Origin of the sequence: Corynebacterium sp. ES2715-CONJ3, assembly GCF_024814365.1 — a bacterium.
In the GTDB taxonomy this organism is placed as follows: domain Bacteria; phylum Actinomycetota; class Actinomycetes; order Mycobacteriales; family Mycobacteriaceae; genus Corynebacterium.
The window spans coordinates 17,561-30,117 of record NZ_JANUXS010000001.1 but is presented as its reverse complement, the minus strand read 5'-3'; the positions used below and the strand labels follow the sequence as shown (position 1 = coordinate 30,117).

Genomic DNA, 12,557 nt, shown 5'->3' with positions numbered 1-12,557 from the left:
ACTGATATGCCTGCCAGCTCACCTTTTTATTCGCACATCACCCAGCTTTCCCCCGCCCGCGCTGGCCTCATCCTCGGCTCAGTCTCTGCTCTCCTGCTTACGCTAGGTTCTTTTGGTGGCGGTGCAACCCAGCGGCGCGACGGGCTACTCAAGCGTCTCGGTTGGGAATTTCTCAGCTTTGGTCACGGAGCAACGTTGTCTAATACCGCGGTGTGGGTGGGCACCATGGGTCTGATAGCGGCGTGGGTTCTTCTCGGACTCTGCCTACCAAGTTATCCCTTTATGCGTAAGGTTATGCTGTGGTGGGTGGTGCCTCTCATTCCAGCAGCTCCCCTTATGTCGCGTGATGTCTACTCCTACCTCATGCAAGGTACTCTGTTGCGCGACGGTTTCGACGCCTACACCCAAGGCCCCGCTGTTAATCCCAATAATTACCTCTTCGAGGTCTCCCATGATTGGCGTAATACCACTACCCCATATGGGCCATTGCATTTATGGTTGAGCAAGGGAATCACGATTCTAGCGGGCGATCAGGTGCTCATAGGTGTCTACCTCATAAAAGCCGTCATGCTGATCGGGTGTGCACTCATAGCTTATGGTGTGGTTCGGCTGGCGCTGATATTCGGTGTAGACAGAAGTTTTGCGCTGTGGATAGGCGTGCTCAATCCTGTCATGCTCATCCATCTTATTGGTGGCCTGCATAATGAGGCCATCATGGTAGGTCTGGTGATGGTCGGCCTCGTGAGCATCTACCGCTTTCCCAATATTGGGGGATTCTATAGCGGTATTGTGCTCATTGCATTAGCGATGTCGCTAAAGGCAACGGCGGGTTTTGTCCTACCTTTTGTGATCTGGATCGCGGTCAATCGCCACAACTCAACAGCTGCTCGGGTGCGCGCCTTTTTCTTGCACGCAACAATCGGAGCACTTCTTAGTGTAGCCGTTCTAGCGTTAATCACCACCGCTTCGGGTGCTTCCTATGGATGGATCCAAGCGCTCACGGGTAATTCCAAGGTTATAAATCCGCTGTCCGTCCCTACCCTTATCAGTGACCAGATCGCGGTTATTGGGTCACTATTTATCGAGCCCTTCCCGTATAACGAGGTTCTGGCAGTGATGCGCCAGATGGGCGTTGTCATCATGGTCGGAGGGTATCTCCTCTGTTGGTGGTGGGGTCGCACGAAACCGGTGGCCGCTATGGCTGTCATGTATATCGTGGTCTTGAGCTTTAATGCAGTGGTATTACCGTGGTACTACGCCAGTATTCTGCCATTGAGCGCGGTGGTAGTTGGACTACGCGAGAGGCCTTTACTCATCCGGGCGCTCGCAGCTTGCAGCATCTTCATTGCGGCCAGCTTTAACGGTTCGGGCAATCACCAACTCTATAATCCGATCTGGGTCATCTGTTGCGCCCTGGTAGCCGTCAGCGCAGCACGGCTTATAAGAATCTAGAGACCCATAGCCTGTGCGCGCCGCATAACTTCGCGCGCTAGATGCCCGTGGAGGGCATCTATAGGACGACCAGGAAGGGAGTCATCGTCAGTGTAGAGATAGGTAAAAATTTCGGTATCGGTATAGCCACCGTCCGAGAGTAGGGCGATAAGACCTGGGACGAATTTATTGGTTGTTCCCTTCGCGGAAAGGAAATCGGCCGGAATTTTTTTGATCGCACCATCGTATACACAGATGAGCCTATGCTCGCCCAACATATCGAATACTCGGGTCACTGCAACACCCAAGCGCTGGGCATATTCAACCACTGTTAGCAATTCGGTATCGGCGGGGATTATCGAAGCTGAAACTTTTTCACTACTCACACAGCTAACATACCAAGACTTTTCTCACTGACGCAGTTTCCGCAACTCCGAGGTTTTAGGGAATAATCGAAAGCATGCAGTTAAACGTTGGCGATATCCTCGAAGACCGGTACAAAATCGAAGCACCGATTGCGAAAGGTGGAATGTCCACGGTTTACCGCTGCCTCGATACCCGCCTGGGTCGGCGCGTGGCCGCCAAGGTCATGAACGAACGCTACGTTAACGACCCTGTCTTTAGACAGCGGTTCCACCGCGAAGCCCAGGCGATGGCGCGCATCAACCACCCTAACCTTGTCGGCGTCTATGATTTCTCCTCGCAGGGGCAACACCTCTACCTCATCATGGAGTTGATCACCGGCGGCACGTTGCGGGAATTACTCGCTGAGCGCGGTCCTATGCCACCGCATGCCGCCGTCGCGGTGATGCGCGAGGTCCTTAAGGGTCTTGATGCCGTCCATCAAACCGGACTCGTCCACCGTGATCTGAAGCCAGATAATATTCTCATCTCGTCCCATCACCAGGTTAAGCTCTCCGACTTTGGTCTCGTGCGCGCCGCCGCCCACGACGGCGATCAGAACTCAATTGTCGGTACGGTTAGCTATCTGTCACCAGAACAGGTTTCCGGTGCCTCCATCACCCCAGCGTCTGATGTGTACTCCGCAGGTCTGGTGCTCTTCGAACTGCTCACCGGAGAAACACCCTTTACGGGTGAATCCGATATGGAAAAAGCGTTTGCGCGGCTCGATATCGACGTGCCTGTTCCCAGCTCTCAAATCAGCGGGGTTCCGAAGCTCATCGATGAATTGGTAGTGTCGTCGTGCTCTTTTAGTCCCAGCGAGCGCTTTAATAATGCATCGGAATTTCTACTCGCACTCGAAGACGTCGCTGAGGAATTGCAGCTTCCTGATTTCACGGTGCCCGTGCCTCGCGACGGTGCGGCCTCGCGTGCCGCTGAAGGCATAATCGAAGACGACAATTCTGCCATGTTCACAACGGCGCTAACTGCTGGAGAGATGAGCGAGAATCCGGTGGATAGCACCACCGTACTGCCAGTAATCGGCAGCAATGAAGAGACTTCCATTCTTGCCACAGAATCAGCCCCCGATTTTGACGCTCTCAACGAGACCACTACCTTTGCTCCCGTAAATAGCGCGCCACGCTATATCCCGGAGCCAGTAACCATCCCATATACCCCACCAGTGACCGCTCACAACCGCGGCAAAGGGCGACTGATTGCGTGGACAATTTTGGCCCTCATTCTCACCATTGCGGTAGCGATCGGTGGGTGGTGGCTTGGTTCCGGCCGCTACGGGGAGATCCCACAGGTCATTGGTATGGAGCGAGTAGCTGCTGAACGAGTACTGAGTGAAGCCGGTTTCTCAACCACCAGCCAGGAGGCCTATGCCAACGATATTCCGGTAGGTTTTGCTGCTGGCACCGATCCTCAAGCAGGTGGACGACAGGTTAAGGGTGACGTTGTCACCCTTTTGGTGTCCAAGGGGCGTCCACGGGTGCCTGATTTTCGGGGAATCGCTAACTACCCTCAGATTCTGGCCAATTACACATTGGCGGCTCAGGAGGGAGAACCAGAATTCTCCTCCGATATCCCAGCGGGTGAGATCAGCCGCGTGGAACCGGAACCCGGCACGGAGGTGCTTACCCAATCGGTAGTCACAGTGCATCGCTCCAAGGGGCCCGAGCCGGTGACAGTACCTGAGGTTAAGGGCCAGACAGGCCCACAGGCGCGCACCATCCTCGAAGAGGCTGGCTTCAATGTCATTATTGAAAAAATCTACGATGAGACGATGACAGATGGCAAAGTGATCAAGAGTGATCCGCCTGCTGGCGAACAAGCGGCGAAAGGTCAGGATATTACAATCTCAGTGTCCACGGCGGTAGTTCTGCCCGAGGTTGTCGGGCTTGACGCTGCCGAGGTTCGCAGCCAATTAGAGGACCTGGGCGTTAAGGTTAAAGCCACTAAACGAGCATCTTCAGCCACCGCTGCGGGCTTTTCTGATCAGGCGGTAGCCACACTCGATCCGCCACCTGGAACACTCATCGACGCCGACGCAGCGGAGGTCACCATCATTGTAGTGTCGAGGATATCGGTTCCCGATTTTGTTGGCTTGAGCGTTGCCGATGCCGCGCGCGCCGCTCGAGACGCTGGACTCAGTTTAGTTGTAGCGTCGAGTGCGGACGACGGAGCAATTGTGACTAAGCAATCACCGAAAGCGGGTAAATCCGTTAAACCGGGCCAGCGCATAACTGCCACCGTGTCCTAGGAAAAAAGAACCCGCCATCTGGCGGGTTCTTTTTTTAATTTCTTAGCATCTCAGCGACTAGGAATGCCAGTTCAAGAGACTGTTGAGTATTCAGACGGGGATCACACGCTGACTCATAGCGACCGGGCAGATCCAAGTCTTGGATATCCTCAGCACCTCCTAGGCATTCAGTGACATTCTCTCCGGTAAATTCGATATGAATTCCGCCGGGGTGCGAGCCTAGTTCGCGGTGGACTTCAAAGAAGCCCTGAACCTCGTCGATAACCTTGTCAAAGTGACGCGTCTTATAGCCATTCGACGATGTAATGGTATTGCCGTGCATAGGGTCAGACTGCCAAATGACCTTGTGCCCTGACTCCTCCACAGCCTCGACGATTCCTGGCAGAACTGAGCGCACTTTGTCGTGTCCCATTCGCGCCACCAGAGTCAGTCGACCCGGCTTAAAGTTCGGGTCAAGCTTGTCTGCATAGGCTACAGCTTCAGCCGGGGTAACACTCGGACCGATTTTTAAACCAATGGGATTAGAGATCATGGCGGCGAAGTTCACATGGAAATCATCGATACCTCGGGTACGCTCGCCTATCCACAGCTGGTGCGCTGACAGATCGTATAAGGAGGTACGACCCTCTTCATCGGTTGCAAGGCGGAGGAGGGCGCGCTCATAATCGACAAGGAGAGCCTCATGGGAAGCAAAGATCGTAGCGTGGCGGAGTGAATCATCGTTGACTCCGCACGCTCCCATAAAGTCCAGTCCGCGCTCGATTTCTTGAGCGAGTGCCTCATAGCGGGCGCCGGCTCGAGATGTGGAGACGAATTCGCGATTCCACTCCATCACTCGGGTGAGATCGGCGGTACCCGAGGCGGTCAAGGCACGAACCAAATTCATGGCAGCCGAGGAGTTTGCATAAGCACGGATCATACGAGCTGGATCATGATAGCGTGACTCGGCGTGCGCTTCGACGCCGTTAACAATATCGCCGCGGTAGTTGGGTAGACCATTTTCGTCGAGATCGCTCGAACGGGGCTTTGCATATTGGCCTGCAATGCGCGCAACCTTCACTACTGGAGTTGACGCACCGTAGGTGAGCACGACAGCCATTTGCAGCAAGGTCTTGATATTGGCGCGAATATGGGGTTCAGTATTGGACTCGAAGGTTTCGGCGCAGTCGCCACCCTGAAGCAAGAAGGCTCGCCCTAAAGCCACATCTCGGAGATTGCTTTCAAGTTCTCTAATTTCGGGGGCAACCACGATCGGCGGCACCGATTCCAGAATCTTGCGCACATTCGCTGCGATGTGCGGGTCCCAGTTTGGCTGCTGATGGGCGGGACGCGCAATGACGTCGTCGAAGATTTCGCGAATGCCATCAGGTAGCGGCGGTAAATCTGGGAGGGCTTCTTTAGGAATATCTACTGTCCAACTCACACCTCTATGTTTATCACGAAAATCACATAGTGACTTAATCCATAGCACCCGATGTCATGACCGCATTCCTTTGATTGAGGGGCATAGCGGCCATGCAGACCTGGAATTTGGCGAGATTATGTCTGGCATCGACTAAAGCATCGTGGTTTCCTGCTGGAAGAGGAGGAAGTTGTGGTTTACCAGCTAATTCCCAGTACTGCTTAAGTTCTCGAGTATAACGTGGCAGATTCTTCGGCATCCCCTGCATATCGCCCCATAATTGAGCAAAGACCACGTGGTCATAGGCCCCGACCCAAGCCCAGAGTTCGATTGATCCGGGGAAACTGCTCATAAATTTCAAAGCTTCTGCAGCAATGCGTTCATTATTCATCCACACCGAGCTAGCGGGGTTGGGAAGCTGGTTGAGTACATGTTCTTTAACCCACGCATTGGCCAAGCGGTGGTCTGCATCAGTGGATACGGCATAGAATTCTTCTCCTGTTTGCGCCACAATGCCGATAGAGACCAGATCAATTGAGGTGCCGTCCTCGATGAACTCGGTATCATAGAAAAATCTCATCTCAGCTGTCCTTTCGACTGGGCCAGAAAAAGATCAATGCCACAGCAACGCACACCATAGGGGCGATAACCGAATTATGGAAATCCAAGGCCCCCACGATCACATAGCCGATCAGCAGCAGGAGGGTCGCGATAATCTTGATCTTCATCGTGAAGCCAAGTGTACTGATTGGGTGCGGGTGCCCCAAAGTGGTAGCGAAATAGGCGGTGGAGTGACCAACCATCTAAGGCCTGGGAGTTGATGCACTCTATGAATCACCCATGCCCCGAGAATGGAACACCCTAGTGCTGCCCCAACCATGAAGTGAGTATGTCCGAAATGCTCGAATGGCAACAGGATGAGTAGACCAAGACTGAGCCCGATGGGGTGACCGAGATAGATCACTAAAGTATGTTGCCCAACACTAGCGAGCACAGTACCTACCAGGGGGATTTTACTCAGTGCCATGGCGGCTATAACTGCTAGAGGTAGGTAGGCTAAGCGGATTCCCACGAACTGTAGCGGCTCCCAGAAGGCAGAGAATTCGATCAATTCAATCTGGTAGGCTCCGACCGCTAAACCTCCAGCCCCAAGGAGATGGCCCGGCTTGAAAGCTGACATGGCAAAGTGCGTTATCCACGGGCGCAAGTAGGCACCTAGAAGAAAAGGGGGTAGGTAGTACAAAAAGCGGTGAATATTTGGGATGGGGAGCTGGATCAGTAGTGGCGTCACAGCGATTATTAAACTCGGGATGAGCAACTGTTGGGATAATCGCCAAGAGCGGCTCAGCCACAAGACACACGTGAAGAGAATGAGCATATACAAAAACCAATACATGGAATGTGCAGCAAATAATAGCTCAGTTAGTTCTCGCAACCCCACTATCCGCCCGCGATGGAGGTACTCGGTCAACAGCACCCATATGGGAGTCCAGAGGATATAGGGTACAAATAGGTACCACAGCCTGTGGGTGAAGAGTTCTTTGGCTGTAAAACGAGTGACTTTCAGGGCAAAAAAGCCCGAAACGAGGAAGAAAAGGGGCATTCTGAGGGGATCGATGAAGGCATTGAGTCGTGCTAAGCCGGTATCTATCCCGCCGGGGACCTCTATTGTGGCGTGGAGGGCTACGACGCCGATAATGGAGATGCCGCGCGCCACATCAGGCCACGGTAGGCGGGCCTTATCCGATGGGGTGCTCACAGTCTTTTTCTCCAGCCACTGGGGATCGTTTTTACAAGTGGCTAAGCATAACAAGGGGCGGGCTCAAAGTAGTAGTTCTGCCCCCAAAATCGGGATTTAAACTTGCGGTTCCGCCCCTCGTGGATAACCTTTTCCTGCGGCTAGGGATTCTTTGACTGTACTGGCATATATATCGACATAATCTGCCTGTGCCAGCTCAACCAGGGTCTTCATAAAATAGTCTGTGAAGGCTCTCTTCGCTTCATGAGTCTCGGGGTCTAAGCCGAGACCTGTTATATAGGCGCGGGCGTCAATAGGCTCGCCGATGCGTAGTCCTACTTTATGTGGTCGAAGAATCCAGGAACCAATGGGGTTGGCCTTTCGAGCACCGATCATAGCCACCGGCACCACAGGTACTCCCAGCTTCAGAGCTATATGTGCCATACCTGTCTTACCGCGATAGATGCGGCCATCTGGAGAGCGAGTGCCTTCTGGATAAATACCCAGGACTTCCCCATTGGTGAGAATTCGCGCCGCGGCTTCCTCTAAAGCTGCCTTGGCGTCTGACGATGTACGATCAAGTGGAACCTGGCCTACTGCATTAAAAAACCACCGCTGAATAGCCCCGATAACGCCGGTACCGGTGAAGTACTCACTTTTGGCTAAGAAGGTCACATGGCGGGAAATCATCAGTGGCAAGTAGAAGGAATCCATCACCGATTGGTGATTGGAGGCTAGTATGACGCCACCTGTGTGGGGAATATTTTCAGCGCCGGTAATCTCGGGACGGTTATAAAGCTTCAGGAAAGGACCCATCACAATATACTTGAATATCCAATACCATTGTTTGCTGGTCATAATCCTTTGAAAGCTCCTGAATAGTCTTAATCCGGCAGGGATGGGTTAACGTAGCGCCGAGCCAAGTCAGCTACGCCTATCATACCCGCATCAGCGCCCAATTCAGCGCATTTCACCTCGGCCACGGGGCGGTGGCCGGCGCCCACCAGATTCTCAGCCATAATCGTTTTCGCAGTAGCCAGATAAAGGTCCGCATCTTGGGAGACTCCCCCACCCAGCAGAATAAGACCGGGGTCAAGGACATCGCCGACGATGGACAGACCCTTGCCCAGCCAGATAGTAAAATCCTTGAGCACCTCGGTTGCTAGCGGATCGCCTTCACGGGCCAGATGCATAATGTGGCGGCCGCTGATTGTCTTATGTGTTAAAGCTGTGGGGAGATGGTGGGGGTGATTGAGGTATTCTCGCGCGGTTTCTTCTAAAGCCGATCCCGAACAGTAGCGCTCCAAACAGCCCTTTTTCCCGCAGGCGCAGGCACGTCCATCGGGAACGACGGTAAGGTGCCCAAATTCCGGAGCGGTGCCGAAGGCCCCGCGATAGATAGTGTTTCGATCCATCAAAGTTGCCCCAATGCCGGTGCCGAGGGCGAATAATACCCAATTGTCCACACCACGGGCTGCACCGAATTGGTTTTCGCCCCACGCTGCCGAATTGGCATCGTGTTCAAGTCGAACCGGCAACCTCAGAGCCTTTTCAAGTTCTCTCTTGGCAGGATAGTCGCGCCAGGAAAGGTGCGGAGCAAAGCGCACGATTTCGCATTCAGGATCTAAGAACCCCGCAACTGCAAGTCCCACCGCAGCAATATCATGGGAGGATTTTAGATGCTCTACCGCCTGGATAATACCTCGCACAAGGGTTTCAGGACTGCGCGGGACGGGAGTAGCTACTGCATCGATGATATGTCCCTCGTGGTCAACCACGCCGGCACGCAGATTGGTTCCCCCGATATCGAAACCGACGGTGAGAATTTCATGCATGACCTTAGACAACCTTTGTACCCACTCTTTGACGTAGATTAATTATTCAAGGATATAACGTCTTGAAGCTTGGCTCTAAATTACTCGGCATAACCCAAAACTGTGCGCAGCCGCCGACCCATGGTATCCCAGGTCCAATTTTCCTCGATATTCCTCCGGCCTGCCTCCCCCATGGCACGACGTCTCTCAGCATCTTCAGCAAGGTAGCACAAGGCTCGAAGGAGCTCCTTCGAATCGTGGACTACAAGACCGCTATCAGCGGTCATGGTTTCCGGGGCACCCCCTGAGTTCCCAGCGATAACCGGCACTTGGCAAGCTTGCGCTTCAAGATAGACAATCCCTAGGCCCTCGACGTCGAGTCCGCCTCCCCTCGTGCGGCAGGGCATGGCAAAAATATCCGCACTCTGCATGAGCTCTACCTTTTCGGTTTCACTGATCCGACCCGAAAAGGTAATAGTTGGTTCATCACCTGCTAACCGGCGTAACCTCTTCTCGTCTCTCCCACTACCAGCAATAATAAGTTGGGCATGAGGATATGCGTGGAGAAATTCCGGCCACACCTGAATGAGTTGATCTTGACCTTTACGCGGAACCAGACGAGAGATGCACACAACCGTCAGAGATTTACTGTGCTGGGTGGGTCGAGGTCTAAATACGTCGTGGTCCACGCCTGAAGGCAGATGCGCAAAGTGACACGAACCTTTTTGCTCGAAGGCAGACGCAAAGCGATCCAGGGTGTAATCAGAGATATAGGTGACGCAGTCAGAGTGTTTTCCTATAGTGCCAAGGAGGGAGCGGGCAACAGGCAGCATGGACCAGCCCACTTCATGCCCGTGAGTGGTAGCCACTACGCGAGTCGCGCCGGCTTCTTTTGCTGCTGCCGCCAAGAGTCCGAGGGGAGCTGCTGCCCCGAACCACACGGTATCGACTGAATATGTGCGAATTATTTGCTGCATCTTTCGGCGCACCCGAGGAGTGGGAAGCAGCACTCGCGCGGAGTCTCTTATGATCGGGTAATTAACCGTAGCGTCATAGAGTGCCGCTTCGTGTTGATCTTGGGTAGAGGCGTAGACAACGATATCGCCCGCAGGCAGGGTATTTACAAAATCGCGCACATATGATTGGATACCGCCTGTGGTAGGGGGGAAATCGTTAGTAACGAGTAGGATCCGCATCAGTATCTACGCGCCCCATAAAACGGCATGGAGTCCATGCTCACTACCTGAACGGGGATACCATAGTCGCTGGCGTGGAGGACTTTGTTATTACCAGCGTAGATGCCGACGTGAGTGGCCCCTGGGTAGAAGCCCACCACGTCACCGGGCTGCAATTCTGCTCGGCTAATTGGCTTACCACCCGACATCTGGGCTTGGGAGGTTCTGGGAAGTACTTTTCCTTGCTGAGCATAAGACCAGACCACTAGTCCCGAGCAGTCGAAAGCGTCGGGGCCGGCGGAACCCCACCCGTAGGGAGAGCCGAGCTTAGTCAAACCCACTTCAAGGGCTTGCATACCGGAGGGATTATCGCCCTCGATACCCGCTAATGTGTAATCTACCGGACCATTCTTCTCCACCCAGCGAGCCCGTTCTGCAGGACTGAGGGCATCAACCTGGTTAATCACCTCGGTGATCCTAGTCTTGAGCTCTTCTTTTTCTCGCTCCAGATCTTTTTGTCGAGCGATGATGTTATTACGCTTAAATTTTGCTTCCTCCAGGGCCTGACGGGCTTCGTTACGCGCCTCGTTAGCCTCGCGTGTAGCCTGCTGCAGGCTTTCTACTACCTTCTCGGTGGTATGGGTCAACGTTGCAAAATAGGCTGAGCGGTCGATGGCGTTTTGGGGATTGTTCGATCCGATAACCTGGGTGACTCGATCTTTTACTGCGCCCCGATATTTCGCCTGAGCAATCGAATTAACACTCCGTTGGTAATCGCGTTGCTTTCTCAGAGCGTCATCGGCGAGCGCCGTGGCCTCTGTAGCGCGGTGCTCGAAATCAGGTAATCCTGCTTCGGCGGCTTTTAGGTCCTCAGCTAATTGCTTGACCTCCTCGTTTTTTATATTAGCCTCTGCGGAGATCTCGCCCATACGCGCGATGAGGTTGTCCACATCACGGTCTGGAAGTTCTTGGGCATTAAGTATTGGCAACCCCAAACTCACGCTAGCAAGCACGGTCACTATGCCGACGGCACGAATGTGCACGATACTCCACCCCTTTTAGGCATATCAGATGAAAGTTAAACCGCCATTTTATCCCATCCCTCATCCAGATGGGACAAAGCGAAAAACCCCGAGCCCCTATGATTATTAGGGCTCAGGGCTTAGAGAATGGGAGCATACAGACTAGTACCGCACTGCCGAGTGGAAGGGCATCGTAGAAATTGCAGTCTCGGAGAGTGGGACACCTTCGGTGAGTGCGTGTATTACCATGCCGTTGCCGGAGTAGATACCGACGTGGGATGCACCTGAGTAGAAGACAACGATATCTCCAGGCTGTAGATCCTGGTAAGACACCGGCTGGCCCGAGGACGCCTGGGCATATGACGTCCGGGGGATGCTCTTACCTACCTGCGAATAGGCCCATGTGGTTAGTCCTGAGCAATCAAAGGCATGTGGCCCGGTTGCGCCCCATACATATGGGGAGCCGATACGAGAGCGAGCTGCATCGACTACTGCCTGTCCGAGGGTTTGGGTTTGTAGCTGCTCGACGCCAGGGAATCCGACGACGGCTGAGTAGTTAGGAACAGAGGCTTGCCCGGCAAGCGATGGGATCCACTGCTCAACACCGGGGATATTAGCGATTCCCGGTATATTCTCGATGCCTGGAATTTCCACTGCAAGATCAGTTCCAGGGACGACGACCTGCGCAGCCTGGGCGGCGGGGTTAACCAAGGTTGCTGCCGCTGCGACGGCGGTTACAGCCGCTGCGTTGCGAGCAGTCGAGTTGGTTTGACGGCGGTGCTTAGCCACGAATTCAGTCTCCAATACTAAATCTCAACCAGCCAAGGAGTGTCCTTAAAAACTGGCGGTCGCTTCGAGAAGATCTCAGTGGGACCAAAGGTAGGAAGAATTTCTCAACCCATGCTTTTTGATTTGTCTCAATAAGGTTACGAAATGATTACAAGTCGTGTCTACTCCTTGGGTGAAAAACCAGCGGATTCAGGAGGGGTGCCCTGCACAAAGAAGGATGAAGGGAATGTTTATGAGACGTTGGTATATTCTCCGGAAAGGCCGTCTACCTGCACATAGGAGCGTTATCAAACCGTTACACTTTTGAGGTCATCCCGTTATAAAACCAACGTAAAAAGTTAATGTGATTTATAACACATTCCGGGAATTGAGGGGTATATCGGCGAAAATGTGCGAAATGCTCACGCTAAACGGCAGCTAGACGCGCCTTTTCTCTAGTTCACTCGAGTAACAGAAATGTACAGACGGCGCACGAGCATATATCCCTTCAGAACCCCTCAGATCCCCCCAGCTCTGCT

12 protein-coding genes are annotated in these 12,557 nt (G+C 53.5%); 2 read left to right on the top strand and 10 right to left on the bottom strand.

The window, feature by feature from the left end:
- Positions 1–6 precede the first annotated feature (6 nt).
- A complete protein-coding gene (locus NXT00_RS00140; protein WP_259157627.1) occupies positions 7–1,452 on the top strand; it encodes an alpha-(1->6)-mannopyranosyltransferase A in 1,446 nt (481 codons plus the stop codon).
- On the opposite strand, the gene NXT00_RS00135 is transcribed toward NXT00_RS00140, so the two are convergent.
- On the bottom strand, positions 1,449–1,817 hold the full coding sequence (locus NXT00_RS00135; protein WP_259076066.1) for an Rv2175c family DNA-binding protein: 369 nt from the start codon (positions 1,815–1,817) through the stop codon (positions 1,449–1,451). The two genes, NXT00_RS00140 and NXT00_RS00135, sit on opposite strands and share 4 nt — an antisense overlap.
- 74 nt (positions 1,818–1,891) lie before the next feature.
- On the opposite strand from NXT00_RS00135, the gene pknB reads away from it, so the two are divergent.
- On the top strand, positions 1,892–4,099 hold the full coding sequence (pknB, locus tag NXT00_RS00130) for a Stk1 family PASTA domain-containing Ser/Thr kinase (protein WP_259157626.1): 2,208 nt from the start codon (positions 1,892–1,894) through the stop codon (positions 4,097–4,099).
- 34 nt (positions 4,100–4,133) lie between these two features.
- Here pknB and NXT00_RS00125 read toward each other — a convergent pair whose 3' ends face one another.
- The 9 genes from NXT00_RS00125 to NXT00_RS00085 all read right to left on the bottom strand — a co-directional run bounded on the left by NXT00_RS00125 (position 4,134) and on the right by NXT00_RS00085 (position 12,039).
- Positions 4,134–5,522 carry a class II 3-deoxy-7-phosphoheptulonate synthase gene (locus NXT00_RS00125; protein WP_259076062.1) on the bottom strand — a complete coding sequence of 463 codons (1,389 nt, stop codon included), beginning with the start codon at positions 5,520–5,522 and terminating at the stop codon, positions 4,134–4,136.
- A 34-nt stretch (positions 5,523–5,556) separates the two neighbouring features.
- On the bottom strand, positions 5,557–6,081 hold the full coding sequence (locus NXT00_RS00120; protein ID WP_259157625.1) for a polyadenylate-specific 3'-exoribonuclease AS: 525 nt from the start codon (positions 6,079–6,081) through the stop codon (positions 5,557–5,559).
- Between the two features lies 1 nt (position 6,082).
- A complete protein-coding gene (locus NXT00_RS00115) occupies positions 6,083–6,229 on the bottom strand; it encodes a hypothetical protein (protein ID WP_259076057.1) in 147 nt (48 codons plus the stop codon).
- Complete coding sequence (locus NXT00_RS00110; RefSeq protein ID WP_259157624.1) at positions 6,226–7,260, bottom strand: acyltransferase family protein; 1,035 nt, start codon at positions 7,258–7,260, stop codon at positions 6,226–6,228. Before NXT00_RS00110 ends, NXT00_RS00115 begins: the two co-directional genes overlap by 4 nt.
- Positions 7,261–7,356: 96 nt before the next feature.
- Entirely contained in the window at positions 7,357–8,097 is a 741-nt protein-coding gene (locus NXT00_RS00105; RefSeq protein ID WP_259157623.1) for a 1-acyl-sn-glycerol-3-phosphate acyltransferase, read from the bottom strand.
- A gap of 26 nt (positions 8,098–8,123) precedes the next feature.
- Positions 8,124–9,074 carry an ROK family protein gene (locus NXT00_RS00100; protein ID WP_259076051.1) on the bottom strand — a complete coding sequence of 317 codons (951 nt, stop codon included), beginning with the start codon at positions 9,072–9,074 and terminating at the stop codon, positions 8,124–8,126.
- Between the two features lie 80 nt (positions 9,075–9,154).
- Complete coding sequence (locus tag NXT00_RS00095) at positions 9,155–10,252, bottom strand: glycosyltransferase family 4 protein (RefSeq protein WP_259157842.1); 1,098 nt, start codon at positions 10,250–10,252, stop codon at positions 9,155–9,157.
- On the bottom strand, positions 10,249–11,271 hold the full coding sequence (locus NXT00_RS00090; RefSeq protein WP_259157622.1) for a C40 family peptidase: 1,023 nt from the start codon (positions 11,269–11,271) through the stop codon (positions 10,249–10,251). Before NXT00_RS00090 ends, NXT00_RS00095 begins: the two co-directional genes overlap by 4 nt.
- A gap of 141 nt (positions 11,272–11,412) precedes the next feature.
- Positions 11,413–12,039 carry a C40 family peptidase gene (locus NXT00_RS00085; protein WP_259157621.1) on the bottom strand — a complete coding sequence of 209 codons (627 nt, stop codon included), beginning with the start codon at positions 12,037–12,039 and terminating at the stop codon, positions 11,413–11,415.
- Positions 12,040–12,557: the final 518 nt, after the last annotated feature.